The following is a 25,572-nucleotide window of genomic DNA, read 5'->3' on the forward strand; positions in this document are numbered from 1 at the left end:
AATACCCCATAAAAAAACTCCCCTTAAGATAAACAGATTTTTTATTTCATCTGTCTACCTAAAGGGGAGCATATCAACACTCCCTGCCTTTTTTCTGTGCTCATTTTAATTTGAATCTCTAAATATCCATTTTGGCACTACTTTTATATAGATCAATTCACCGATCAATTCAACAATCGTCTGCGTTACGATTACCGCTGCAGCTAATGTTCGCCAAGACTCTGGTAATGCAAGGGCTAGCGGGAGAACGACGAGTGAATTTCTTGTTCCCATGCTAAATATCAGTGCTCTTCCTGCACCTTTATTTAAAGAAAATGACCGTGCAATTAAGCGAGAAACAAATGGCATGATGATTAAGAATAAGACGTAGATCGGAACAACGTTAATGATGATATCAAAATCATTGTAGACTTTTCCTATTTGTGAAGCGACCACCGCGATCAAGACGAAAGCCATGAACGGAACAGGTAACCAAGCTGTAAGTTCCAATGTTTTATCACCAAACGATTGTTTCTTCGCCCACAATTGTGTAAGGACTGCTAGTAGTAATGGGATCACAATGAGTATACAAAATGCTTCTAAAAATGGCTGAATCCGTACAACGGATATCATCTCTTCCCCAATGAATAACCACAAATATAGAGGAAGCAAGACCATTTGAACTATAAATAAAAGTGGCGTTGCCGCTAGCATCAATTTTTCGTTTCCTTTTCCCAATTGAGTAAAGACGATTACATAATCAATGCACGGAGTAAGGAGAACTAAGCAAATCCCTAAAAGGATTGGTGGAGATTGCGGAAAAATGGAAGTAAGGATCCACACAACGATGGGAACACATACAAAATTTCCGATTAATAAAGCGAACATGAATCTGATGTCTGAAGCAGCTTCTCTGAGCTTTAAAAAAGGAATTTGTGCAAACATCCCATACAGAAGGATAACGATTAGTGGAGAAATCATCCATTGAAGTCCTGTTCCAAAACGTTCAAAACTTAGACCAATGAAAGCACCTAGTATTAAAGAAAGAACATAGATCCATATTTGTTGATTTTCAAGACCTTCCCTCGTGAACATCTCTAACCTCCCTCTATTTAAGCTTTACGTATGTCATATCACTTTTCAAATTATTACTATACCATTCTCGCAAACAATAAAAAAGAACCGCCTGCTTTCAGACGGTCCACTGTTGTTTATTAAATGTTTTAAGCGCGTTCCAATACTTTAGCCAGCATATGGTGAATAACCTCGTGATCACGTGGATCGTACAATCGATATTCTTCACCAGGAAGCGTATACCACTCTGCCGCTCCCGCATATGTGATGGCAAGCTTCAAGATACCTTCTTCATTACAACTTGTCTTAAGCTCGAGCTCCCCGCTGATCACGCCGACCTCTGTAGTCATTACACCATGAGTTGCCGTAAAGACCGTTGATTTTTCTTCCATTGGAGCAGCTCCCTTCTTACTAACAAGTTCATACCTTTTTTATACTTTACATCTATTAATACGTGCAAGTGTTAAGCATGCTTTGAAGTTGTGTTTTTTCCGCTGATTGAAGATTTAATCCCCAGTTGTACTTCGTTTGAATCCACCATTTTGCATATCCACACCCAGCTGCAGTACGAGTAGGTTTCCATGTTGAAGGATCTTGGTCACCTTTTGATCGGTTAGAACTTGCCGTCACGGCAATCAGTTGCGGTCCTGTAAGATCGTTGGCAAAATCCTCACGCTTGTCTGTTGTCCAGCTGCTGGCACCAGAACGCCATGCTTCAGCTAATGGTACCACATGATCAATATCAAGATCAGATGGATTTGTAATCGTTACACCGTCATAATAGCTGTACCAACTGCCAGAAGTTACAGGACAGTTCCCGCTAAACGAGTCTGCATCACGCTTAAGAACAACTTGACGAGTATCACATCCTCCGCCTTGACTCGACCAGTGTGGAAAAAGGTCGCGAGAATAGCCAGTCATAGAACCTTCTGTCTTAACTACTAATGCGTTCAACTGAGATTGTGCAGCAGATTTAGTAGGTGTTCCTGGCGGTAGCGCCCATGCCTTTTGGTTATCATCAGATGAAACGACGACAAAAGACATCACCAAGGTAAAAATAAACGAACACAACATCGATTTCTTCAACATGCTTGAATCCTCCAATATGTAGTTTTTTGAATCGTTATAATTTTATAACATGTCTTTACGGATTGGCATTACGAATTTAGCAATTAAACATAATCTAGACCAACGATATAGGTGAATAGTCTAGTTTTTTAAGGCTAAAATTCTTCTTGAGAACCATTATAGTAAAATATAATTATTTGTTTTGTGATTCCATTATTGCATCGCAGGTTGTTTTTCTCCTGGAAGAGGAAGAGGGTCCATGCTTTGATCATTTGGTGATAGATCGATGCCATAATCCTTTGCAAACACCATGTGTGTTTCTTTTAAAACATTCTTGTGGTTTAGGTCCAAGTTAAATACACGAGCTCCGCGAAGTCGATTCTTCTCCTCACCAGAAAGTCCGTACGCTCCAAATCCAGCACTTCCGCCATAACCAAGCATAATACCATAGTAGTTTCCTGCGTAGGTGTTGATGTGGTCATGCCCACAGAATACTCCTTTTACATCGCCTCGATGCTGCATCGCTGAGAATAAGCCAGAATTGATCGGACCCGGACATTCGTCTTCGTTTCTCTCACCTGTAATCTGATGTTTGTTTTTAGCACGTGCATGATCAGCTTCTGTTCGGCCATCTACACTCGAATACCACATATAGCGGTGCTCCCATAACGGAATGTGTATGAACATGAGAGAAGGTACCTTAAATCCAAAACGGTTTTCGATCTTTTGAGACGTTTCATTGTACCAGCTGACTTGGTCAAAACGAACCCAGTCCCACGTTGGATAACCCTCGAAATTTTGACCCGCAATCTCTTTTGGTGCGTATCTTCCACTATCCATCAACCAGAAATTAAAAGCGGGCTTCTTCCCTTTCGTGTCCCAAACAAGAAGATTCATGTTCCCGGTCCCTGTGATGTGTTTCGCTCCCTTATCGTTCACATTGTGTTTGTAAGATTGGTAGAATGCTAGCATCTTACTCTCATTCACACCGCTTTTAGGGGTAGAATCTTCATCATGATTTCCAAAAGTTACGGCCCACTTGATGCCTCTCTTTTCCATCGGTCCAGCCACATTGTTCATCGCCTGTTTCATTTCAAGTTCCGAATCACATCCACCCGTAATCACATCTCCGTTCAATACAACAAAGTCAGGCTTCTCAGCATCTAGCACTTTTTCCATTAACTCTATCGTACGACGGTCAATGTGTTCATTGTCTTGCGTATCGTTAAACTGAACGACCTTGAACGAACCATCCAAATGAAACTTTAACACTTTTTCTTCCTTTCGATCTGCATGCACTTTCTCTGAGAATAAGTTAGAAGTATCACCGAGTGAACCAAGTGTTAACGCTAACGTGCTCGCTCCTCCAATTTTAATAAAATCCCGACGAATGACTTGTTTAGAGCTCATTTTGCTCCCCCTCCGTGATTATGTATGTTGGTTTGTTACAAGATTAAGAGTAGCAAGGCTATTTTTAGGCAGTGTTTGATTGGTGTAAATGTTGTATGAGAGTAGTGGTTGAGAGATTTTACAAATTAGTGCCCCCACAAACACTTCTTTCCGAATGTTAATTGGGTGTGTGAGTATCAAAGAGCTTACCTGGGGGGTATATGACCTGCAAAAATTGTCGAGATTTAGCAACTCGCCGATTTATGACCAAAACTCGCCGTATTATCGTTTAAACTCGCCGGAATAACGACTAGATATCTAGAATAATTTTATTAACCATATGAATGCAGAAGCTTAATACCCTATAGCGTATATTCAATAATTTCTGTTCACATATCTAATTGGTCTCTTTTTAAACACTTTCCGCCACTTACGACACGCTGAACCCTATTAAATGCAGTAAAATTCTCCTAAGCAACTCTTTTCCCTCAAAAATTAACCATTCACCCTCACATTATGATCGTTTTGATTTACTTCTAGCCTGTGTTTAACCTCAAACACAGGCTGTTTCTATTTCCAGCACCCATTCCTGTAACGGTGGACAGACTGTATCCATATTTTATTATGAGGAATTTGAGCAGAGACTCTCTACTCGTTCTAGATCTGACAAAAAACAAGGAGGTGTTTGTATTGGACAATAAACACCAATGGAATTTGGATGGATTAAGTACTGGAGACTTTCAAGTTAGTGGCGGTCAGCCACATCATCCCCAAGAACAGCAAGCACAAGACCCTCGTCTTATCGTTCCAGGCTGTGTAATCGGAATCTGTTTTAACTTTTGTGCAGGTTGCGCAGGTTGTGGCGGATGCGCTGGATGTGCTGGATGCGGCGGTTGTGCTGGTCGTTGTGGCGGTTGTGGCGGATGTGCTGGACGTTGTGGTGGTTGCGGTGGTTGCGCTGGACGCTGCGGTGGATGCGGCGGACGTTGCGGAGGCAGATAATCAGATATATACCGAAGAAGAAATTTCAGGGGGCTTTGCTCAAGATTTTGAGCATCAGTCCTCTATTTTAATTTATCATGCCGCAGCAATCATGATTTTGTCCCCCTGAAATAGACAATTTCTATATGTGTATTTTTCAAAATAACACACAAAAATATATTCACGGTAATCTAAATTAATTTCACTGTAATCCGCAATTTATTCACGGTAAATAGTTATTTATTCACGGTAATTGCTTTTATATTCACGTTACTCAATTACGTAATAATAATGTGACATAACGGACAAGCAGAATCCATAGAAATAGATGATGAGCATTAGGTTAGGAGGGGTATTATGCCAGGCGTCACTCTCTCTATGTGTTTGAAAATCAACAGAGACACATTCGTCTATCCACAAAATAACGGCGGCGTTTATCTCCGTAATAACGTGACTTCGATACAAATGGACGGAGATACGATCGAGCAATGGCTGCAAAAATTAATTCCTATGTTAGATGGCAACCGGTCCATGGAGCAAATTACGGACGGACTGCCCGATCCATATAAAGAGCAAGTCTTTAAGATCGCTAAAGTGTTATACAAAAATGGATTTGTTCGCGATACAAGTCAGGATCTTCCACATCAGCTGTCCCCTGCTCTTTTAGAAAAATATGCATCGCAGATTGAATTTATTGATCACCTTAGCCACTCTGGCGCGCATCGATTTCAAAATTATCGTGAATCGAAAGTCGCTGTAGTAGGCTGTGGCCCACTTCTCACTTCACTCACAGCTTCACTTATACAATCAGGACTTCCTGCTTTCACAATATTTCACAAGGCTGTGAACCAAAATGAAACCAAAAAACTGCAAGAACAAATAAAGACTGCAAAAAAGCAAGAGCCCGATTCTTCCATCACACTCTTACCGTTTAATGAAAACAGCTGTACAGAAGATCTAGCAAACATTGATTATGTTCTTTATGCAAACGGAGATGAGAACAGAGATGAACTCCTTATGGTCCAAAACATATGCAGGGAACAATTGAAATCATTTCTACCTGTTACATTACAAAACAATCAAGCTTTTGTAGGTCCTTTTGTGGTATCGGATTCTGCAGCATGCTGGAAAACAGCTTCTTTACGGTTAGGCAAGAAAAGCAACGAGGGAAACAAATCCATACCATCACGCACAGCTTCAAGCTTGCTTGCAAACGTCGCTGTTTTTATGTTGTTCAAAAAGATAACAGGCGTACAGGAAAATCCCGAAAACTCCATCTATCAATTGAAGATAGAGACGTTAGAAGGAAGCTGGCATTCGGTTTCTCCCCACCCTCTAGTCAACAAAAAAATGAAAGTTGATCAGATCAATGCACCTCTTTTGTTTTTAAAAGATTCACCCAACCAAGAACTTGATATGCACTCGTTGTTTTATCAGATTACATCAAGGGAAACCGGACTATTCCGTTTGTTTGAAGAAGAGAATTTAACCCAGCTTCCACTGTCACAATGCCAAGTAAAAGTGGCAGACCCTTTTGGTGAAAGTGAGCCAGAAGTTATCATAGTTTCAGGCAGAACACACGAAGATGCCCGACTAGAAGCAGGTTTATCTGGAATTGAAACATATGTGAAAAAGTTAATTCAAAATTCTCCAGATGCTATGAGTGTTGGTACCGGCCGGTCTGCAGCTGAAGGAATGTGTAGAGCACTGCAAAACAAGCTGAAAGAAATCTTCATGAAATCTCAAAACAAAATGCAAGTTTCTGCAAAAATTGATCAAAGTTCTATTCAAGACTCATACTCCACATTTTTGATTCAAGCACTATCAACTCTTGGTGATGAGATCAAACTCTTGTTAGGAAAGAAAATTTATGGTTTTCCTGTGGTTTGGGTTCAGCAGGATGGTAAATGTTTCGGCTCTATCGATCTAGATGAGAACCGTTCATTACAAAACGCACTTCAAGGTGCTCTTATGTATCGACAGAATAAAGAAAAAGCATCTAGCAAGAAATGCATAATGTTGTCTACCACCATTCCAACCACTCGACTTCAAACGATTACCCTCTCAGAAACAAAAGAAGTTCCATTAACAGAAACTCTAACATCAGCTCTACAAACGTTAAAAAATAACAACTGCAGCGTAAAGTTCTACACGCTACATGCAGAACCCATTCTGAACGAAAATACTTCTGGCCTGTTTGGAATCACACTCTCTTCGGAGGTTCAATCATGACTCAAACAATTATTTTGATCGGAAATGGTAGTCTAGCAAATGAAGTCTACCACCAACTATATGAAACCTGTCACATCTCTCGTTTTAAAACGGTAGAAGATGCTGAAATTAATAATGAAAAGCTAGCATTAGTTCTTCATGATAGCTGGAATCCGGCTCAGCATATAAAGGCAGAAGAACTCTTTCGAAACAGCAACATTCCGTGGCTGCGTGGTTTTGTGTTTTTCGGTGAAGCGCAGCTGGGACCTTTCGTAAATCCAGATCAACCAGGCTGCTCACAATGTGCGGATCTTCGCTTTTTCATGACCGGCCAAGACCGCAGAAAACATTTTCACATGAAAGACGATCAATTATTAAAACAAGAATTGCCGCGTGATGTTTGGGTTACTAATCTTGCAATCAACCAGACAGCTGCCCTCATTTGTGATGAGGTGAGGCGTTTCATGCATGATGAAATCCCTCGTACCCAGGAACATGTATACTTGATAAACCTACAAACGTTCAAACTTACGAAGCATTTCTTTTTACCCGATCCGTATTGTGAAACATGTGGTGACATACCACTTGATACAGATGATCATGCCAAGATTTCTCTTCAATCAAGTCCTAAAATTTCACGTGACGTCTATCGTTGCCGTTCAATAGATGAGCTACAAAACGTATTAAGCAGAAATTATTTAGATAATCGTACTGGCCTTCTCAATTTTAAAAGATATGACTTGATCTCACCTTTCGCCGACACTGTTGTTAACCTGCCTTTACTCTCTGGTAACGAACTGAATGCAGGTCGGACACATTCGTATCTGCATAGTGAACAAGCGGGTATTTTAGAAGGACTTGAGCGGTATTGCGGTTATGCACCACGAGGAAAACGAACCATCGTTTATGAACCTTACAACAAAGTGAAAAATGTAGCATTGAATCCTCTATCGATCGGAACTCATGCACAGAAACAATACAGTCAGCACCCTTTTCCTTTTCAGCCGTTCGATCCAGACCGCCCAATCCACTGGGTGTGGGGCTACTCATTATCTGAGAATCGACCTGCATTAGTACCTGAAACGTTTGCCTATTACAGCATGGGTGGCGGAGAAGGGTTTGTTTATGAAACTTCAAACGGCTGTGCAGTTGGTGGTAGTTTAGAAGAAGCCATTCTTTATGGAATCTTTGAGATCGTGGAGCGTGACGCGTTTCTTATGACGTGGTACGGCGAACTGCCTATTCCGCGTCTTGACATGAAATCAATTGATGACTGGGAGCTTCAGCTCATGGTGCAGCGCATCCTCCATGTGACAGGGTTTGAGATTCAATTATTTAATGCCACTACTGAAAACGGGATTCCAAGCATTTGGGCGATGGCAAAGAATACGAAGAACGATGGCTTGAATCTGCTTTGCGCAGCAGGTGCTCATCTTGATCCACTAAAAGCAGCCAAAGGGGCCATTCAAGAACTTTCGGGCATGCTTCTTAATATGGAGGAAAGCTTTTTAAAGGATCGCAAGAAGTACGAAAAGATGTATAAAGACTCTAGTCTTGTTCGTCATATGGAAGATCACTCGATGGTTTACGGTTTAAAAGAAGCAGAGAAAAGGTTGTACTTTTTACTAGATAAGCGGAAGGTGCGTGACTTTGAAGAAGAGTTCAAACCGGTTCGTCAAACTGACGATCTTTTAGAGGATTTAAATAGTGTGCTGAAAATCTTCAAGAAACTAAATCGTGAAGTAATCGTTGTGGATCAAACGGGACCAGAATTAAAACGGAACGGTCTACATTGTGTAAAAGTGATCATTCCTGGCATGTTGCCGATGACGTTCGGACATCATCTCACTCGATTAGAAGGGTTAGACCGCGTTCTCACTGTTCCGATGAAGCTCGGATATGTTAAACAACCTTTAACACCGGAAGAATTGAACCCGCACCCTCACCCGTTTCCGTAAAACTGTAGAATGAAAGGGGCATTGATGATGAACCTCGATGAGTTTTTATTTAAACTTCATTTCAAGACCGACCAGATTACGCCATCCGACTGGGAGGTGAACTGGGAAGATGCCCCTCTTCCCTATAAACTATACCAAGGATTGCCTTTTGTTGAATTGAGTTCAGTTTTCCACGACTCACTCGAACATACGGAAAAACCTACATTAAACCACATTAGTCATTTTCTTATGCATACGTTTGGACTCACTGGAGTTAGCCAATCGTTCGCATTTGTTGACGGATTAGATATATGGACAACGTGCCGTCGATTTGTTCCTTCTGGCGGTGCTTTATACCCGAGCGAACTTTATATCTATTTAAAAATTGATGATCTTGCTCATGGTATATATCATTATGACGTGGCTCATCACCGATTGGTTTGCTTAAGAAAAGGGAATTTTGATGACTATTTAAAACAGGCACTTGGTAACCGCTGTGACATCCATACTTCCTTTGCTTCTGTTTTTATCTCAACGTTTTTTTGGAAAAACTTTTTCAAATACAACAACTTTTCGTATCGGCTGCAAGGCTTAGATGCTGGAATTGTAATGGGACAACTGCTCGAAGTTGGGAGAAGAATGGGGTTTGAAACAGGCGTCTATTATCAGTTTCTAGATAAGGCTGTCAATCATCTTATTGGAATAGATGAAAAAGAAGAAAGTGTATATGCCGTGATTCCTCTATCTGTTGATAAAAAAACAATCTGGTTCCTTGATGAAGAGAAAGGATCAGTGACGTCAGAAAAATTATGTGATGAACTACAACCGCTTCACCACCAACACTATATGCGGTCCAAGAAAATTATAGAGTACCCCTTGATACTAAAGATGAATGAAGCGTGTATGATGGATACGTTCACATCACCACGCAAAATGGTCGATCAACCAAAAGAAGACTTTAGTGGATCTATAATTAAATTGCCTGCAGCTAATCAGTTGTCTTATGATTTCCACTCAACCTGTCGGCGCCGTTATTCACCTGGGATGGATTTTGTACTGAAGCCCCTTAACCTTCACACCTTATCTTCCCTTTTACATGAAACGGTCTTGAAAAGTTCTTACCGAAATGATTTGGATCAAGGTTATCAGCAGACTCCTTACCGTGTTGATCTTAACATCAGTACGTATAATGTGGACGGCTTACCAAACGGCATTTATGCTTATGACGCACCTAAGCAAACACTACGAAGAATTACTGCCGGTGACTTTCGCAACGCACTGCAAGATGGACTGTTATCTGATTTTGTAAACATGGCACAAATTCCACTTTCTTTTAATATTGCTGGCAACAAGGGTCATTACAAAAATAATTATGGATATAGAGGGCATCGCATTCAACATATGGAGGCTGGCCTTCTGTCACATCAATTAATACTGGCCGCTTCTGCACTCCATCTCGCAGGTCACCCTGTACTTGGTTTTAATGTAGATTGGTATGATGAAGTTCACCAACTTCATCACAGAGGCACGACCAGTCTGCTTCAGATTCCAGTCGGTCACTACCGGCCACATCCCAGACTACAAGGAAGTTTGCATATGTAATATGGGCATTTGTATATAAAACTAAAAGCTTTTGTACATGAAATATATATACTTAAGAGTAAAAATAAAAAAGAGGCTGTTTAGCAGCTTCTTTTAATCTTATCTTTTATATACTTTTCATTTGAAAATTAATAACCCCAAGTACCCCAGCCACCTGGAGTGCCTTGACCTCCCCCAGATGGAAAAGATTGACCTTGACCATAACCCTGACCGCCCATGCCGCCTGGCAGACCACCTTGGTGTCCGAATTGAGGAGGAATAGGACCAGTATAAGGAGTCCATCCAACTACATCCTGTATCGGGACAGTTGCAGTGATATCTCCTGATGGAGTATAGATGATAAAACCTATTGTTCCAGTGTTTTGTGAATAGTTCAAAGAATAACTTGTTATTTTAATAATAGCTTCACCATAACCAGCTATATTAGTCGTCCCATATTTGTTTGTATTATAAATATCTTTTACTTCTTGAGCACTCAATCTTGAGTTGTGAAACAAAAAAAGCAATCCTTTCAAAAAAAGTATTTTCGTTAAAGTATATGAAGATCTATTCATTGATGTATAGACTAAAGTACATGAAATCAAAACAATCAGACTACATTAAATCAATAGATGAATCAGAAGGTTATCTTTTTAATTTCCTTCATTCATTATTCCTCTTAAATAATCGGAGATTTTTTAGGTTCTCGTCCATACTTATATTTGATATGAACATATATATATACGGAATAAAATTTATAAAAGGATGGGTTTTTTTGTTTCAAAATAAAAGAGCATATTTAGTACCAGGTTCAACAATCGAACAATTTGTAGGTCAATATATTACGACTGCTATTACAGGCTACGGGCAGGTTGTGGCACAAGTTGTTAAATACGATAAAGCGAACAAGATGGCAACACTTAACGTATTTACACCTAGTGGAGTAAGAGCGTTGCAAGTCCACGAAACAGATATGTACGGAATTGCTCCATATCAAGGACCTATCCCTCCTGTTTTCGGATCTGGCATGGGACAAATGGGCCAAGGTGGCCAGATGGGACAAATGGGCCAAGGTGGCCAGATGGGTCAAGGTGGTCAGATGGGCCAGATGGGTCAAGGCGGTCAAATGGGACAGATGGGACAAGGCGGACAAATGGGACAGATGGGACAAGGCGGTCAACAAGGATTACCATGGTGGGTTCAACAATATTTAGGCGGATGGGGACCTCGAGCTTAATAAGCAGATTAGCGTTTAGTGGGGCGAACTAATACTACAGTTGAATACAAAAAAACGCGAGAGTTAAACTACACCTCGCGTTTTTTTGTTTAGTTTACTTCGATTTATTTTTTGATTTACTACCTATTTGAGAACGATAATCATTTCCTTTGTTATTATCGCCACTCATTAGCTCATTGCTGAATTCTTGATCATGTTGTGCTTTAGGTGAGCCTTGATTTTTACTTCCTTCACTACCATTGCGATTTGTCATTATGTTTCCTCCTATGGTAAAAAAAACACTGTTTTAGTATGTCTAATTTGTCGACTTTTAATCAAATCGCAGTTCTTTAAAAAATGCATATTGTAAAGGTTGTTATTTTCATAATGACAAGTTTTGCATACGGAAAGACTGTGCCATGTCCAGGCTTCCATTATTTCCTCAAGATAGTAGCATGACTCAATCAATTACTGCTTACATTCTTGTTTTGATTATAAAAAATGTATGAAGCAATGGTTGAAATCAATACGGTCGCTACAACCACTACTAACATGCCCGTAAATTTATAAATCCCTGGCAAAAAGGAGATAGCGACTAGCAGAATTCCAGCCACTACAAAGAGCTTCCCGCTAAGCTGATGTGTCTTTCTCCACGTCTTTTCGTTCGCAAGCGTCCATGGTGTGCGTACCCCGATAAAGTAGTTGTGTTTGATTCGCGGCAAGTAGTTTCCGAGTATGATAAAAAGTAACCCTATTCCTAAATTTACGACTAGTGAAATGTCTATATTAACACCTAAACCATAGCTAATGGTCATGGATTGGAGAAGTAAGAAGAACACGTTCATGATCGTAATAAAAATCGTATAACTTCCAGAAAATTTCTTGTAGTTCTCTTTCTTCGGATCAATTCTTGGCATGAAGATAAACAACGCCATCAAAACAATCATTAACAGTGGTGGAAAGAATGCAGCATATTGTTTATCCCAATACCCATCCACCTCACCATTGATGTTCCAGTGCATTGGCATTTGATCAGGCAGGTAAGGATAAGCAAATACACCGATCAGTACACTAAGTGCAATAAGAAGGTAACTCCATCCATACTTTTTCATTATTTTTCCTCCTTCGTTGTAAACGTGAAATACCAGCTCATTAGTTCATGAAACACTGTTGTGTTCAAAGAATAATAAATATGCTGGCCTCTTCTCTCATCATCGATTAGCGAAGCATGCTTTAAGATTTTCAGGTGATGAGACACACTTGGCTTTTGCATGTCAAAATGTGAAGCGATCTCTCCTGCTGTTAGTTCATCTTCTTTTAACAGCGTTAAGATTTGTCTTCGAGTCGGATCAGATAATGCTTTAAATGCTTCATTAAGAGACATTTTGTCACCTCAGGATGATTTCCATTATTAGATATTTAGATAAGTGTCTAACTATCTAATTACATAATATGTTTATTTTGCATTTGTGTCAATCATTTCAGTAAAATTGGTTCAATAAAAATAAGCACATTTATTCGTTAAATAAATGTGCTTACTTCAAGGAATATTCTTCTGATTTAACGATGAGATGGCCACAATCCCTGCATTTTCCTTAACAGCATAATCTGACCGGTATGATAGGCATCATGAAGAAAGATATCAATGAGATCACTTTCTAATCCATTCTCTTTTAATTCTTCAGAACTCATCTCACTTAGTATTCCTTTTAGTTTGTTGTGTACGTTTTCTGCGCGATCGATGGTTAGATACCAGTCACCATCGTCTTCTGTTTGCTTAGTAATAAAAAAGGTATCGTTTCCATCAATTCGCGTCCACTCTTGCCCTTCCAAAGTGGCAACAAGTCGTTCTTTGTAATAAATGAGATGATTAACGTTATCCCAGATGGATTTCGTTGCTTCGCCAGGTGGTCTAAAGCTAGCTTCCTTAGCCGTTAATCCTTCTATAGCTGGTTTGAGCGGCGCGTACCAGTTCTCTTTATCAAATGTGGAGTCTAACACATTTAGTAAGAATTCAGCTCGGCTCATGTTTAACCCTCCTAATGGTTTGTCGGATTTTTTACCATCGGCTCGATGAGGTCAGTATCTGGCGGAGCGTATCCTAATTGTCTGCCAATCTTCACAATCTGTCCTTTGTGATGAAATTCATGAGTCATCGTGTGTGTAAATAGCCACAATGCCGTAAAGTCTGCTTGACTTCCATTTCTAAACGTCACTTCTACTGTGTGATCCCAATTGTCATCAAATTTGTCGAGAAATTCGTAGACCAATTCATCTGTTTTTCTAAAAAGCTCACGCATCTCTTGTACGTTATGTATGGACTCGGACGTAATATCTGGAAGTGACTTTCCAAGAGCACGATCACCGAGCCATCCTTGATAACATCCTGCTACATGGGCATGTAGGCTCAGAATAGATTCACCACTAAATCCTTCATGTTTCTTTGCATAGTCAGTTGGGGATAATGTCTCGCAATATTGAAAAAGAGTCTCTCTCGTTAGACGTACCCAGTCATACTGAGTTCTGAACAAATTCATACTCTCATCTCCTTTTTGAACTCACGAGTACTTCCCTATCATTAAGTAGATTTCCTTCTTGAATAGTGTAAAAATATTAACCTATGCAAAAAGATACATCCCTTGTACTAGGAATGCATCTTCGATAAAGAAATGCTTATAATGTTTGTAAAAACCGATCAATTCGGCGCATCGCCTCTTCAAGCTTTTGAACAGAGGTTGCATACGAGCAACGCACATGTCCCTCTCCACTCTCACCAAAAACACTACCCGGTACAACCGCAACCTGTTCTTTCATCAGAAGCTGTTCTGCAAACTCTTCCGATGACAATCCTGTCTTTTCAATTGAAGGAAATACATAAAAAGCGCCACCCGGAACATGGCAGGATAGACCCATCTCCTCTAGGGCATGGATGACCAAACTCCGGCGCTGCCTGTAGCTTTCCTTCATTTTCACTACATCTCTCTGCCCGTTAACGAGTGCTTCAAGAGCCGCATGCTGAGCCATTGTAGGAGCGCACATCATCGTATATTGATGTATTTTTAGCATGGCTTGCAAAATGGCTTTAGGTCCACATGCAAAGCCTAATCGCCAGCCCGTCATGGCAAATGCTTTTGAAAATCCTGAAATTAAGATCGTGCGGTCACGCATATTTTTCACTGCAGGAAAACTCGTATACGGTTCATCGTATGTTAGTTCAGCATAGATTTCATCTGAAATCACGAGTAAGTCATGCTTCTCCACGACCTCCGCTATACGTTCCAAATCGCCTTTTGACAAAACAGTGCCTGTTGGATTATTCGGACTGCATAACATAAGCACTTTCGTTTTGTCAGTGATCGCCGCTTCGATTTGTTCAGGCTGAAGCTTGAAATCATCCTCGCTATACGTGTTTACAGGAACGGGGACTCCGCCAGCCAGTGTTACTGTTGGTGCGTAGGAAACAAAACTTGGTTCAACAACAATAACTTCCTCTCCGGGATTAAGGACCGCCCGCAAAGCTATATCAATCGCCTGTGAAGCACCAACTGTAACCACCATTTCATCTTCAGCATTATACGTAACACCAAACCGTCGTTTCATATAGCGAGAGATCTCTTTTCGGAGCTCAAACAATCCTGCATTAGCTGTATAAGCCGTATAGCCTTGTTCCAATGAATGATAACTCGCTTCAATCACATTCCAAGGTGTAACAAAATCCGGCTCCCCTACTCCTAGAGAAATGACGTTTTCCATGGAGGAAGCAAGATCAAAGAAACGACGGATACCAGACGGCTGAATCGACTGCACGGTATTTGATAAATATTTTGAAGTCGGTTCAGTAATCATGGTGACACCACAATTCGTTTATCTTCATCATTATCACTAAACACAAGACCATCATGCTTGTATTTTTTTAATATAAAATGAGTTGTTGTTGAGATGACTGAATCGATAGTCGAAAGCTTCTCCGATACAAAACGTCCAACTTCTGCCATCGTTTTACCTTCGATCGACACAGACAGATCGTAAACGCCAGACATGAGATAGACTGCTTTAACTTCTGGGAACCGGTAAATACGCTCTGCCACTTTATCAAAGCCAACACCTCGTTTTGGTGTCACCTTTACATCAATCATAGCTGTTACAGCTCCATCTTCTGTTCCTTTTGTCCAGTCAATTATGGCTGAATAGCCTAGAATCACTTTTTCTTTTTCAAGCTTTACTAGTATTTGTTTTGTTTCATCCTCTGTTATTCCCATTAACTTTGCGATCGTACCTGTTTCAAGACGTCCGTTCTTTTCAATGAGTTGCAACAATTCGCGTTCTGTAGAATTCAAATCAATCACTCGCTTTTAGTAGATTATGCTGACCATTATAACAAACCTTATCATTTAATCCACTCGGTACTTACATAATGAATTGAAATATGTAAGATAATTTATTTACGTTAGAAATGCTCCGTAAGACAAAGTGCAGTTCTGCTGCTTGTCTAAACACACCCAATTATTGGTTTTTTAAAAACACTACTAGAATCATCTAGTAATTAATTAAAATTTATTGCGTCTTTCGCGGCTTCCCTTGCACTATCCATTGCTGCATCTGCAAGTCTTCCTCTTCTTCCGACCCAATCACCAGCAACAAAAAGTCCTCTTATTTCCGGAACAATTGGTCCAGGAGCTATTCCAACTCCGTGGTTCATAACCGAACGAGAATCATAAGCAATAAGTTGGTTTGGTAAAAACCGTACAGCTACCACTTCATTTTCCCAACCTGGCTGCAAAAGATTTAAAAGTTCCCGTAGTCGTCTTTCGTCCATCTCCACTTCAGAAAGGTTGTTGCTGCCGTTGTATTTCATCACATGAAGAACGTGTGAACCATCGTCACTGAGCTGCACAGAAACGGAATGATTAGAAAAGTAAAATGGTTCGTCAAGACTTAATGCAAACACACACGTTGGATCAGGTACTTTCCTCAGAGCTACATCCAGACATGATCCATAGAGAGGATGGGACATTTCTTTCCATTTACCAATCGACATGTGCTCATATCCTTGTACAAGCTCACATAACTCTGTAGGACCAATCGCTGTGATGACAGAGTTTGCTTGTACAAATTTTTCATTTGAAAGAATTACACCTTTCACAGCATCTTCCTTTAAATGAATTTGTTCTGCCCGAATACCAGTTGAAATGGTTGCTCCGAAATGTTCAGCCTTTTTCCGTAAATCATTTACAACCTTCTGCCACCCTCCCTCTACATACCTAACACCTTTTGCAGCAAGTTTTCCTTGCTCGATCACAAAACCACTGCTTATTTCGCTTAGATCCATACAATAAGACCATTGTCTGCACATCGCATAAAACAAATCACGAACTCTTTCATAATCGATGTTTTTCTCCGCCCATTCTCTTATACTTACTGAATAGAGTGAATCCGTTTTAACTTCACTAAGAGTTCCCATGACTTTCATCCATTCTTGGCTCTCCTCTAGAGATAGATTTTTCGGTACATGGATAACCTGATTTCCATAAATACCACTCATTCCCTTTTTGGAAGCATACCCTCCTCGTGGCACACATTCTAAATCACGAAGAATTTCAAGAGCCGCTCCACCTTCATACATAGCGTGCGGGCCTAAGTTGAAATAGGCTCCATTTACTTTGGTCGTTCTAGCTAATCCACCTAGTTGTCGTTCTTTTTCAATGACTAAGACAGACTTCCCCGCTTTTGATAAATACACAGCACCAGTTAATCCAGTCAGTCCTCCACCAATCACTACATTATCGTAGAAATTCTTCACAACCATATCCTCCTCCATTTTTAACACTAAAAGATTGAGGTTAGCATTGGTCTCCGGATGACATAAAATTTCCGTTATGATAAAATGTAACCAATCAGTTACATTTAAAATACGTTACCTAATGGTTACCTGTCAACAAAAAATAAAGGATAAATTTTCAAATAAAAATATGGGGGAATAATCGATTGAATAATGACATCTTTAAGTCCCTTGCTGATCCTAGCCGCAGAATGTTACTGGATTTATTACATGAATTCGATGGAAGGACATTGAGTGACTTATGTACTCACTTAGACATGTCGAGGGTAGGTGTTATGAAACACCTAAAGATACTTGAAGAATCTAACTTAATCACAACACAGAAAGTAGGTAGAGAACGACTTCATTTTCTGAATTCAGTTCCGCTGCGACAGGTTTATGAAAGATGGGTGAGCAAATATACAGAGCCGTGGACAATTGGTCTTACTCAACTAAAATCAGATTTGGAAAGGAGTATGGATATGGAGACTTCAATACGCACAATAAATCGTATAGCTATCAAAGCAACACCGGAGGATATCTGGCATGCATTGACAGAACCATCAATGACCTCAAAATACTGGTATAACGGGTCTATTCGAGCTGACTGGAAAGAGGGAGCTCCTTATACTATTTATAATCAGCAAGGAACCGTACAAGCAAGAGGAGAAATCTTAATCTTAGACCCTCCTCATAAACTTGTAATGTCATGGAAACTAATGTCATTGAATGAAACAAAAGAAGAACCGCCTTCCCGCCTCACATGGGAAATCAATTCACATCAAGATATAAAAGGCGTAACGTTAGTAACCGTAATCCATGATCAATATGACCAATCACCGAAAACAGCACAAACTCTGGAATATGGGTTATCCATCGTTCTTTCGGGGATGAAGACATTACTGGAAACAGGTTTGCCTTTAGAATAGATAAATTGCTCAAGAATGAGATTATTGAAGTATTAAGAAATTTTCAATTAAAAGTATTATCACGCTGCGGTAAACATTCACAAAACTATGACTAATTTGGAAAAGATTGACTATAAACATTTAATAAGTAACAAGATAATAGAAAGTCGGATAAAACTAATTTCTTTTTTTCGAAAATGTTTTAGAACCCTGTAATGTTAATATTAGCAGTTAAGCTAAAGATGCATTTACGACTTTAATACTGTTCAAAATGAGGAGTTCTATCCTCATTTTCTTTATTAATTTGCCTCCTAAAATATTTTTTCGTTTTAGGAGGCTCACTTATCTGATTTCAGCATTTTTCCCACCTTTCAAATATCATTGAATGCACTAGTTATTCTACTTTAATAAGAGCAACGAACTCTGTATCTCCTAGATCAGAATCAAAATCTATTTCTAGAACATAATTACCCTTTTCCTTAGGGAAAAAGAAAGTCTTGTCAGCTTCACTTAGCATGTTAAGATCGTCCCCTTTTCGACCTACCACACCAATGCGAACTCCCGAATATGGATTCATTCACCGCTACTTCCAGGTTTAACTGAAATTTGTTTTTCCTCAGTTGAACAGCCTATCCAGACATAAACTTTGAGAGTCCCTCTTCCGACAAAAAACCTATGAATTCTAATTTCACTATATACTACATAAGTTTGATTCATTTAATGTCCATTGTTGGTATATTAGTTATCATAAACTTGTTATTTGAAAGAAAATACCTAATAGAAAGAGGTTGAATTTTAATGAAATCGTTGAGCAACATTCTTCGTTCATCTACTTTTAGAAAAATTGTGCCTGTGCTTTTTCTTTCTAGTGCAACTCTTGTAGGTTCAATCACTCATGTTGATGCTAAAGCAACAAGACCCAATGAAGAAGAAACTGCAAAACATCATGTTTTTTCGAAGCTTGAGGAGAAATTTGATGCTAAACTCGGAATCTATGCTTTGGATACTGGTACAAACCAAACAGTAAACTATCATCCAGATGAGCGTTTTGCTTATACCTCTACTCATAAAGCTCTAGCTGTAGGAGCACTTTTACAACAAATCTCAATAGAAGACCTTAATAAAACAATTACTTATACACGCGACGATCTTGTCACTTATAGTCCGATTACAGAAAAGCATGTTGATACGGGGATGACTCTTAGTGAGCTAGCGGATGCTTCTCTTCGATACAGTGACAATACTGCTGGAAACCTTATTCTTAAACAACTGGGGGGACCGGTTGGATTTAAAGAATCACTGGAGGAAATTGGTGATTATGTTACCACCCCAGAACGTTATGAGCCAGATTTAAACGAAGTTAATCCAGGTGAAATTCATGATACAAGCACACCAAGAGCACTTGCTACTAGTCTTCAAGCCTATACGCTAGGAGATATACTCCCGACTGAAAAACGCGAACTATTAATAGATTGGATGAAGAGAAATACTACTGGAGATGCCTTAATTCGTGCAGGAGTTCCAAAAAGGTGGGAAGTAGCTGATAAGACTGGGGCAGGATCATATGGCACGCGAAATGACATTGCAATCATTTGGCCGCCAAAAAGAGACCCTATTATTCTTGCTGTACTTTCCAGTCGTGATCAAAAAGATGCTGATTATAACGACAAGCTTATTGCTGAAGCAACTAAAGAAGTAATAAAGATCCTCAAAATCAAAAATAACAAGGGTTATGTCCAAAAGATGAAGTAAATAAACGCTCTTAAAAAATGCAGGATAACTTTTATCTTGCATTTTTCTTTGCTCTTTTAAACTGTGTTGTACGAATAGAAGAATTCATAAGATCTTCAACTATCTCTGTTCCACTTGCTTAATTCTTTTAAGACACTATTTTCCCCATAGTTGTACTGATAATAGTTTGTATCCATAAATGCGTCTTCTCTATTTGAAGCGTATTGCACCACCTAAGATGTCATTGACTACTAATGCTGTAACCACGTATCTCTAGATAACGTTTTTCTCTTGTTTTAATTTTCTAAACATTCAATGATTTGTAACATTTGTCCCATAATCATGGGGAAAAATAGGCTATAATATTCATAAGCAAAGGAAGGGTGAATACGATGAGAAAGAAAAATATAATCTCCTTTAAAGAATTAGTAATTAAAAATAAAAAAGAACTACTGAAAGATACAAAGATGCTTGAGCGTATTGAAAAGCGCTTAGAAACAAGACACAAGTAACTACTTTACCTATAAGGTAATTTTATGAATTACTAATAGAACGAGTGTTTATATCAAAAACTACGGTCATTTATCGTCCACGAAACTCTTTCTAGTTTAAAAACCATGGGAAAATAGCAAGGAAATTTTTCCTATCACAGAGGACTGTTTTCCCTAATAAATATAATTGATTTAGTTAGTACTTCTTTTAACAAACTTAATAAAAAAATTCATTTCTCCTACTTAAAGAAATTTATCAATTATGAGTATTGTCCAGATTTTTTGGGAGTCTTTACCTTTTCTTTTATTTTGGGACTTCCAGTTGTCATCTTTTTTGTGCTATTTTCATTTTGCTCTTTTTCCATGCTCAGTCAATGAATATTTTAACTTTCGGTGGAACTACTGGATAAAGTTCGCGTAATTGATCAACAAGCATTCTTTGGTTATTACCCGGTAACAATCTATCCCTGGTATTGAAAAATAGATAGCGGCAACAATCATTTGTCCATGTAAAAGAAACCCTGAGTGCGAAAATACGTACTCAGGGTTTCGATGTTTATTGAATTATGGCAGAGCTGCCTGTTAACGATTCAGGTGTTTTCCCTAGAGCAAGCTGGCTGAGTCTGGAGTATCCAGTATGATTATACTCTGTGAATACTTTTCTTACTTCATCAATATCCTTGTCACTAGTTAATCGTTGAATTTCTTTTTTATACAAACGAATAACAGATCCGATAACAAATTGAGGCTTGGCATTTTCCGGATCCTCATTCATGATTAAACATCCCATGTACTGGTATTTTAACTGCATGGTACGGGTCAATTGAATGACATGGATCAGCTTTTCAAAAAGCTCAGGATAGGATTGCTCTAATTTATTTAGTGCAGATTGAGCTGATTTTAGTTCGTTCTGGCTGCATAATGTGATCATGCATATACCTCCTCTTTTACATCCCACGGTTTATCAAGAGAGATAACAGCTGCTAACTCTTTACTCTTCAATCGTCTCAGCTTTCGGACTTCTGCCCTTTCTTTTGCTGTTTCATATAAGAATTTCTCTTCCTCTGTTTCAGGAATAACTTGTGGAACATCTACGGGCTTTTTATCTTCACCTAAAGCAACGAAAGTTAAGAAGGCAGTCGCAGCAATTCTTCTCTCGCCTGTTAGCATGTCTTCAGCAATCACTTTGCAAAAGATCTCCATTGAGCTTTTGCCGGTGTATGAGACAAAGGATTCTATGCAGACAGAGTCTGTTTGATGGATAGGATGTAAAAAGTCGATTGAATCGGTTGAAGCTGTTACACATTCTTTTACTCTGGCGTGTCTGCGTGCAGATAATGTTGCGTTGTTATCCAGCTTTCTCATCAGAACACCGCCGAATAACGTATTATAATTATTTAAATCCAAAGACATAACCTGATCAGTATTAATGATCCGGCTTTCTCGCGCTCTCTTTTTGTTCATATGAATCATTCCTTCCAGAATGTGAATTTCCATTTACAAGGCAAGTGTACGCCTGAAATAGCATGAAGTAAAATGGCTATTTTTCATTTATAACATAGCCGGCATCTATGTAAATGCTTACATGCATGCCCTAACGGCATAAAAAAAGACAATCCGTGTGGAATCGTCTCTTGCTTTACTTTTTATAGTTGTTCTTTGGCATAACGCAGCCACTCTTTTGCGGCAAAAGATAAATATTGATCCTTTCTCCAAATAAGTGCGAGTTCCCAACTTATTGAGGGATTCACCACCTTCATTGTTTTTACTTTTGTGGTAAGGTGCCTGCAAATACTTTCAGGTAATAAAGAAACCCCGAGCTTGCAGGCGACCATCTCTTCTATAAATGACCATTGTGAGCTTTCGGAGATCACATGGGGATGAAATCCAGCATGATTACAAGAAGAGATGATACGGTCATGCAGAACAAAATCCTTATTGAACAGTATAAAAGATTCACTGCTGAGATCCGATAGATCAACTACCTCACTTTGAGCAAGTGGATGATCAGGGTGAATAATGAGCTTCAGATCTTCCTTCATAAAAGAGAAGTACTGAAAGATATCGTTGTTTGTGGGGAGTACAACAACTCCGATATCCAAGAGATGACTAGCTACTTCTTCTTCGATTTTCTTCGATCCATCCTCCATCAATTCGAATGTAATGGCTGGATACTTCTCATGAAAACTTCCTACCAGTTTCGGAAAGAGACGAGAATTAAAAATAGGCGGTAATCCAATTCGAACATGTCCTTTTTGAAGTCCCAGCAAATTATCCATTTCAGATTCTAAATTGTTAAAAGCTTTATCGACGAGTTTAGCCTGTTCATAGATGACTCTGCCAGCATCGGTTAATATGAGCTTCTTTCTGCTGGAACGGTCAAATAGAACCAACCCTAGTTCATCTTCTAAATTTTTGATCATTTTACTAATGGTTGGCTGAGTGATGAACAATTCTTTAGCTGCACGGGTAAAACTGTTATATTTAGCAACCTCAATGAAATATTGTAATTGTTTAATATCCATTCCGACACCTGCATTCATTTTTAAGTATGTTCTGAGTTTAGTATGTAGCTTATCAAAAAAAATTACCAAACACTACAATTAAAACTGCAAAAAAAAACAGTCACTAATTAGGCTGTTCTTACATATTTCGTACAGACAAAATGAAACCTCGGATAACTAAAGGATACAAACTAATGTCCTTAATAACTTGTTTGACGGGACAAGCTCCACAGGGGTGTAACCTAGACCTCCAAATATGAGCGAACGTCTTAATAGCCAGTACTCTACTATAAGTTCAGTCATGAAGATTAGCGTGCACCCTTTTATAAAAATATATTTAGCAGCAAAACACCTGCAAATGCGGTTAAGGAAAGAATGGTTTCTAGCACGGTCAACGTTTTGAAGGTTTCTGTAACGGTTAATCCAAGGTATTCTTTTACCATCCAAAAGCCCGGATCGTTCACATGCGAAAACATCATTGATCCTGCAGCTGTTGAAATAACTAGCAATTCCAAATTGACACCGGACATATGCTCAATAATCGGAGAAACAATGCCGGCAGCTGTAGTTAAGGCGACCGTTGCTGAGCCTGTCGCAATTCGAATTAAGCATGCAATAACAAAGGCCATCACGAGCGGAGACAGAGATAGATTTTCAGACAAGCTGCCCATTGTTTCACCTACACCGCTATCAATCAGTATCTGTTTAAATCCGCCGCCTGCACCGATAATCAATACGATTGAACCTACTGGCAGCAAGCTCTCTTCCGTGAATTTTTTAATAAGCTCTCTATCCATCCCTTTACGGAATCCAAGAAAATAGTATGCTGCAAATACAGCAATTAATAATGCAATTACCGGATTTCCAATTAGTGCAAAGAATTTTTGCAAGCTTCCCGGAAGCTGAACATATGGTGCTAATGAAGCGAGAATCATAAGGATGACTGGCAGTAAGATTATAAAGAAAGACGCCCTTGAGCTTGGCAGTTCTTCTGCAGTCGTATCGATACGGATTAATTCCGGTTCATTTTCAGGAACAACGCGTTTGTGCACCCATTTTGCGTACAATGGACCTGCAATAACAGCAGCAATAAATGCTAGTACAAGAGAGTAAAGAAGAACCTTGCCAAGATTGGCATCATATATGCTTATAGCAGCAAGTGCGCCAGGACGCGGTGGCACAAGACCGTCAACAATCGAAAGACTTGCAATAACCGGAAGAGCGATCAATAAAATATTTTGCTTCGTTGTTTTATGTAACGAAATGACTAAAGGCAATAAAATTAAAATTCCTACTTCGAAAAATACAGGAATCCCGATTATAAAACCTGAAAGCAGCATAGCCCACGGCAAGCGCTTTTCACCAATAATCCGTACAAAAAAATTGCCGATCTGCAGTCCAGCTCCCGATTCGGAAAGCATTTTCCCTAGAATTGTACCTAACGCCAAAATCCCGACCAGATGTCCTAAGACTTCTCCTATTCCGGTTTCGTAAGCGGTTACAATTTTATCTAAGGATAGTCCAGCCATTAGACCCAAAAATAAACTGGCTACTGTTAAGCTGATAAAAGCATGCCATTTCAGCCAGGATACGGTTACGATAACAATGGCGATAGCTGCTAATGTGACTAGCAGTAAATAAATATCCACGTTGATCATTCCACCTTTCCCGAAAACTCCTCCTCTAACGGATATGCAATTTGAATAGTTTCAATGATTTTCATTTTCTTCTTTCTCAACAGTAAGAAAGTCTGTATTGTTATAGGTTTCAACGGCTTCTTATATAAAGGCTCTTTTAGCATAGATTGTTGCTATTTTGACCATGCTTATAAGGATGTTTTGCCTTTTGTAGTAAATTGTAAATTATGCTCATTTTGTTCGCTCTACTGAATACAGAAAAAATTCCATATCTATATTCCTAAATTTCTTAGTATCTTTATCAATAATATTCATACCGTTTCGAACAGCAACTTTTTGAGCGGCTATATTGGTGTCCCTAATAATAGAATAAACCCTATTTACATTAAGAACTGAGAAAGCGTATTCCTTGCAAGCAATTGCCGCTTCTGTTGAGTAACCTTTGTGCCAATACGCTTTTTGAAACAAAATTTCTTTTTCTCTCCAGCCTTGCATTGTCAGGCCACATTGACCAATCATTTCGTTTGTTTCTTTTAATATAACAGCCCAAAGTCCAAAACCATACTCTTCATATCTTTTAAGATGTCTGTTAAGCCAACCTTGTGCTTGTTCTAAGTTGAATGCACTTTCATAAGCAGCACGCATTACTTCCTCATCACACAATATTCCGCACAATGCATCATAATCGGACTGTACCATTTCTCTAATTATAAGACGTTTTGTTTCTATCAAAAATCTCCCACCTTTCTATTAATTAAAAGCAACAATCTTTACGAAAAGATTCTATATAATAGTGCCCTATAATTGAACAAGATCAGTTAATCCAATGAGATGGTTATACATTTGTACAACCTCTTCAAATTAACTTCTATTGTACACCACTGTTTCACAATCTGATCCAATTCATAAAAAAGGCACATTTCCTTGTTACAGAAATGCACCCGATCGGAATATAAGGTTAGCCAGATTTTAAATTGTACCCTTTGTAAAGGACATTCTAAAAAAGGTCATGCCACATGGAGAAGATGATTTCTGTATTGAACAGGA

The 25,572-nt window shown here is 39.1% G+C and carries 27 protein-coding genes and 1 pseudogene; 8 read left to right on the top strand and 20 right to left on the bottom strand.

Translation table 11 applies throughout. The annotated features are described in order from the left end of the window. Nucleotides 1–105: 105 nt before the first annotated feature. The 4 genes from H9648_RS20180 to H9648_RS20195 form a co-directional block, all read right to left on the bottom strand. On the bottom strand, nt 106–1,074 hold the full coding sequence (locus H9648_RS20180) for an arsenic resistance protein (protein ID WP_191755500.1): 969 nt from the start codon (nt 1,072–1,074) through the stop codon (nt 106–108). A 128-nt stretch (nt 1,075–1,202) separates the two neighbouring features. Further along, nucleotides 1,203–1,445: a hypothetical protein gene (locus H9648_RS20185; RefSeq protein WP_191755501.1), complete on the bottom strand. Its 243-nt coding sequence runs from the start codon at nt 1,443–1,445 to the stop codon at nt 1,203–1,205. Nucleotides 1,446–1,500: 55 nt separating this feature from the next. Further along, entirely contained in the window at nt 1,501–2,142 is a 642-nt protein-coding gene (locus tag H9648_RS20190) for an HNH endonuclease family protein (RefSeq protein WP_191755502.1), read from the bottom strand. A 192-nt stretch (nt 2,143–2,334) separates the two neighbouring features. Beyond that, on the bottom strand, nt 2,335–3,531 hold the full coding sequence (locus H9648_RS20195; RefSeq protein ID WP_191755503.1) for a metallophosphoesterase family protein: 1,197 nt from the start codon (nt 3,529–3,531) through the stop codon (nt 2,335–2,337). Between the two features lie 669 nt (nt 3,532–4,200). Between H9648_RS20195 and H9648_RS20200 the strand changes: the two genes are divergently transcribed. The 4 genes from H9648_RS20200 to H9648_RS20215 all read left to right on the top strand — a co-directional run bounded on the left by H9648_RS20200 (nt 4,201) and on the right by H9648_RS20215 (nt 10,241). Continuing rightward, complete coding sequence (locus tag H9648_RS20200) at nt 4,201–4,512, top strand: hypothetical protein (protein WP_191755504.1); 312 nt, start codon at nt 4,201–4,203, stop codon at nt 4,510–4,512. Between the two features lie 336 nt (nt 4,513–4,848). Further along, nucleotides 4,849–6,723 carry a bacteriocin maturation protein gene (locus tag H9648_RS20205; protein WP_191755505.1) on the top strand — a complete coding sequence of 625 codons (1,875 nt, stop codon included), beginning with the start codon at nt 4,849–4,851 and terminating at the stop codon, nt 6,721–6,723. Then, nucleotides 6,720–8,660 (top strand): TOMM precursor leader peptide-binding protein, encoded by a 1,941-nt coding sequence (locus H9648_RS20210; RefSeq protein WP_191755506.1) that lies wholly within the window; start codon nt 6,720–6,722, stop codon nt 8,658–8,660. Before H9648_RS20205 ends, H9648_RS20210 begins: the two co-directional genes overlap by 4 nt. A gap of 24 nt (nt 8,661–8,684) precedes the next feature. After that, a complete protein-coding gene (locus tag H9648_RS20215) occupies nt 8,685–10,241 on the top strand; it encodes a SagB family peptide dehydrogenase (RefSeq protein WP_318243565.1) in 1,557 nt (518 codons plus the stop codon). A 128-nt stretch (nt 10,242–10,369) separates the two neighbouring features. On the opposite strand, the gene H9648_RS20220 is transcribed toward H9648_RS20215, so the two are convergent. Beyond that, nucleotides 10,370–10,738 carry a hypothetical protein gene (locus H9648_RS20220; RefSeq protein WP_191755507.1) on the bottom strand — a complete coding sequence of 123 codons (369 nt, stop codon included), beginning with the start codon at nt 10,736–10,738 and terminating at the stop codon, nt 10,370–10,372. Between the two features lie 257 nt (nt 10,739–10,995). On the opposite strand from H9648_RS20220, the gene H9648_RS20225 reads away from it, so the two are divergent. Continuing rightward, a complete protein-coding gene (locus H9648_RS20225) occupies nt 10,996–11,457 on the top strand; it encodes a hypothetical protein (protein WP_191755508.1) in 462 nt (153 codons plus the stop codon). Between the two features lie 94 nt (nt 11,458–11,551). On the opposite strand, the gene H9648_RS20230 is transcribed toward H9648_RS20225, so the two are convergent. From H9648_RS20230 to H9648_RS20265, 8 genes are all read right to left on the bottom strand, one after another. Beyond that, entirely contained in the window at nt 11,552–11,710 is a 159-nt protein-coding gene (locus H9648_RS20230; RefSeq protein ID WP_191755509.1) for an imidazoleglycerol-phosphate dehydratase, read from the bottom strand. Nucleotides 11,711–11,900: 190 nt separating this feature from the next. Then, on the bottom strand, nt 11,901–12,548 hold the full coding sequence (locus H9648_RS20235) for an SdpI family protein (RefSeq protein WP_191755510.1): 648 nt from the start codon (nt 12,546–12,548) through the stop codon (nt 11,901–11,903). After that, nucleotides 12,548–12,820: an autorepressor SdpR family transcription factor gene (locus H9648_RS20240; RefSeq protein WP_066394788.1), complete on the bottom strand. Its 273-nt coding sequence runs from the start codon at nt 12,818–12,820 to the stop codon at nt 12,548–12,550. Before H9648_RS20240 ends, H9648_RS20235 begins: the two co-directional genes overlap by 1 nt. A 176-nt stretch (nt 12,821–12,996) precedes the next feature. Beyond that, the gene (locus H9648_RS20245; RefSeq protein WP_191755511.1) at nt 12,997–13,464 is read right to left on the bottom strand and encodes a DinB family protein; all 468 of its coding nucleotides are present in this window, start codon (nt 13,462–13,464) and stop codon (nt 12,997–12,999) included. Between the two features lie 11 nt (nt 13,465–13,475). After that, nucleotides 13,476–13,973 (bottom strand): DinB family protein, encoded by a 498-nt coding sequence (locus H9648_RS20250; protein WP_191755512.1) that lies wholly within the window; start codon nt 13,971–13,973, stop codon nt 13,476–13,478. A gap of 136 nt (nt 13,974–14,109) precedes the next feature. After that, nucleotides 14,110–15,282, bottom strand: coding sequence for an aminotransferase (locus H9648_RS20255; protein WP_191755513.1), 1,173 nt, complete (start codon nt 15,280–15,282; stop codon nt 14,110–14,112). Further along, nucleotides 15,279–15,773, bottom strand: coding sequence for an Lrp/AsnC family transcriptional regulator (locus tag H9648_RS20260; RefSeq protein ID WP_191755514.1), 495 nt, complete (start codon nt 15,771–15,773; stop codon nt 15,279–15,281). Before H9648_RS20260 ends, H9648_RS20255 begins: the two co-directional genes overlap by 4 nt. Before the next feature lie 206 nt (nt 15,774–15,979). Then, the gene (locus H9648_RS20265; RefSeq protein WP_318243566.1) at nt 15,980–17,236 is read right to left on the bottom strand and encodes a phytoene desaturase family protein; all 1,257 of its coding nucleotides are present in this window, start codon (nt 17,234–17,236) and stop codon (nt 15,980–15,982) included. Nucleotides 17,237–17,421: 185 nt separating this feature from the next. Here H9648_RS20265 and H9648_RS20270 point away from each other — a divergent pair, with 185 nt between their 5' ends. Beyond that, nucleotides 17,422–18,183, top strand: coding sequence for an ArsR/SmtB family transcription factor (locus tag H9648_RS20270; RefSeq protein WP_191755516.1), 762 nt, complete (start codon nt 17,422–17,424; stop codon nt 18,181–18,183). A 373-nt stretch (nt 18,184–18,556) separates the two neighbouring features. Here H9648_RS20270 and H9648_RS20275 read toward each other — a convergent pair whose 3' ends face one another. Then, nucleotides 18,557–18,739, bottom strand: a complete 183-nt coding sequence (locus tag H9648_RS20275; RefSeq protein WP_191755517.1) for a hypothetical protein — start codon at nt 18,737–18,739, stop codon at nt 18,557–18,559. 221 nt (nt 18,740–18,960) lie between these two features. Between H9648_RS20275 and bla the strand changes: the two genes are divergently transcribed. Together bla and H9648_RS20285 are read left to right on the top strand one after the other, a co-directional pair. Then, nucleotides 18,961–19,914, top strand: coding sequence for a class A beta-lactamase (bla, locus tag H9648_RS20280; RefSeq protein ID WP_191755518.1), 954 nt, complete (start codon nt 18,961–18,963; stop codon nt 19,912–19,914). 371 nt (nt 19,915–20,285) lie between these two features. Then, nucleotides 20,286–20,405, top strand: a complete 120-nt coding sequence (locus H9648_RS20285) for an FbpB family small basic protein (RefSeq protein WP_191755519.1) — start codon at nt 20,286–20,288, stop codon at nt 20,403–20,405. 336 nt (nt 20,406–20,741) lie between these two features. On the opposite strand, the pseudogene H9648_RS21040 reads toward H9648_RS20285, so the two are convergent. The 6 genes and pseudogenes from H9648_RS21040 to H9648_RS20310 all read right to left on the bottom strand — a co-directional run. Then, a pseudogene (locus tag H9648_RS21040) lies at nt 20,742–20,862 on the bottom strand (winged helix-turn-helix transcriptional regulator); the annotation flags it as partial. A gap of 78 nt (nt 20,863–20,940) precedes the next feature. Continuing rightward, nucleotides 20,941–21,315 carry a hypothetical protein gene (locus H9648_RS20290; RefSeq protein WP_191755520.1) on the bottom strand — a complete coding sequence of 125 codons (375 nt, stop codon included), beginning with the start codon at nt 21,313–21,315 and terminating at the stop codon, nt 20,941–20,943. Beyond that, a complete protein-coding gene (locus H9648_RS20295; RefSeq protein WP_191755521.1) occupies nt 21,312–21,848 on the bottom strand; it encodes an acyl-CoA thioesterase in 537 nt (178 codons plus the stop codon). Before H9648_RS20295 ends, H9648_RS20290 begins: the two co-directional genes overlap by 4 nt. A 182-nt stretch (nt 21,849–22,030) precedes the next feature. Further along, nucleotides 22,031–22,909 (bottom strand): cidABC operon transcriptional activator CidR, encoded by an 879-nt coding sequence (cidR, locus tag H9648_RS20300; RefSeq protein ID WP_191755522.1) that lies wholly within the window; start codon nt 22,907–22,909, stop codon nt 22,031–22,033. A gap of 302 nt (nt 22,910–23,211) precedes the next feature. Then, on the bottom strand, nt 23,212–24,537 hold the full coding sequence (locus H9648_RS20305) for a GntP family permease (protein ID WP_191755523.1): 1,326 nt from the start codon (nt 24,535–24,537) through the stop codon (nt 23,212–23,214). Nucleotides 24,538–24,756: 219 nt separating this feature from the next. After that, nucleotides 24,757–25,257, bottom strand: a complete 501-nt coding sequence (locus H9648_RS20310; RefSeq protein WP_191755524.1) for a GNAT family N-acetyltransferase — start codon at nt 25,255–25,257, stop codon at nt 24,757–24,759. Nucleotides 25,258–25,572 lie beyond the last annotated feature (315 nt).

It is taken from the genome of Fictibacillus norfolkensis (genome assembly GCF_014836645.1).
Classification (GTDB): Bacteria; Bacillota; Bacilli; order Bacillales; family Fictibacillaceae; genus Fictibacillus; species Fictibacillus norfolkensis.

Bases quoted from the DNA above. Each gene is read 5' to 3' on its own strand.
- H9648_RS20190 (WP_191755502.1), bottom strand. From the start codon at position 2,142: ATGTTGAAGAAATCGATGTTGTGTTCGTTTATTTTTACCTTGGTGATG.
- H9648_RS20285 (WP_191755519.1), top strand. From the start codon at position 20,286: ATGAGAAAGAAAAATATAATCTCCTTTAAAGAATTAGTAATTAAAAAT.
- H9648_RS20235 (WP_191755510.1), bottom strand. From the start codon at position 12,548: ATGAAAAAGTATGGATGGAGTTACCTTCTTATTGCACTTAGTGTACTG.
- cidR (WP_191755522.1), bottom strand. From the start codon at position 22,909: ATGGATATTAAACAATTACAATATTTCATTGAGGTTGCTAAATATAAC.
- H9648_RS20295 (WP_191755521.1), bottom strand. From the start codon at position 21,848: ATGAACAAAAAGAGAGCGCGAGAAAGCCGGATCATTAATACTGATCAG.
- H9648_RS20245 (WP_191755511.1), bottom strand. From the start codon at position 13,464: ATGAGCCGAGCTGAATTCTTACTAAATGTGTTAGACTCCACATTTGAT.
- H9648_RS20255 (WP_191755513.1), bottom strand. From the start codon at position 15,282: ATGATTACTGAACCGACTTCAAAATATTTATCAAATACCGTGCAGTCG.
- H9648_RS20230 (WP_191755509.1), bottom strand. From the start codon at position 11,710: ATGACAAATCGCAATGGTAGTGAAGGAAGTAAAAATCAAGGCTCACCT.
- H9648_RS20250 (WP_191755512.1), bottom strand. From the start codon at position 13,973: ATGAATTTGTTCAGAACTCAGTATGACTGGGTACGTCTAACGAGAGAG.
- bla (WP_191755518.1), top strand. From the start codon at position 18,961: ATGAAATCGTTGAGCAACATTCTTCGTTCATCTACTTTTAGAAAAATT.
- H9648_RS20205 (WP_191755505.1), top strand. From the start codon at position 4,849: ATGCCAGGCGTCACTCTCTCTATGTGTTTGAAAATCAACAGAGACACA.
- H9648_RS20210 (WP_191755506.1), top strand. From the start codon at position 6,720: ATGACTCAAACAATTATTTTGATCGGAAATGGTAGTCTAGCAAATGAA.
- H9648_RS20195 (WP_191755503.1), bottom strand. From the start codon at position 3,531: ATGAGCTCTAAACAAGTCATTCGTCGGGATTTTATTAAAATTGGAGGA.
- H9648_RS20185 (WP_191755501.1), bottom strand. From the start codon at position 1,445: ATGGAAGAAAAATCAACGGTCTTTACGGCAACTCATGGTGTAATGACT.
- H9648_RS20275 (WP_191755517.1), bottom strand. From the start codon at position 18,739: ATGAATCCATATTCGGGAGTTCGCATTGGTGTGGTAGGTCGAAAAGGG.
- H9648_RS20215 (WP_318243565.1), top strand. From the start codon at position 8,685: ATGATGAACCTCGATGAGTTTTTATTTAAACTTCATTTCAAGACCGAC.
- H9648_RS20290 (WP_191755520.1), bottom strand. From the start codon at position 21,315: ATGATCACATTATGCAGCCAGAACGAACTAAAATCAGCTCAATCTGCA.
- H9648_RS20180 (WP_191755500.1), bottom strand. From the start codon at position 1,074: ATGTTCACGAGGGAAGGTCTTGAAAATCAACAAATATGGATCTATGTT.
- H9648_RS20240 (WP_066394788.1), bottom strand. From the start codon at position 12,820: ATGTCTCTTAATGAAGCATTTAAAGCATTATCTGATCCGACTCGAAGA.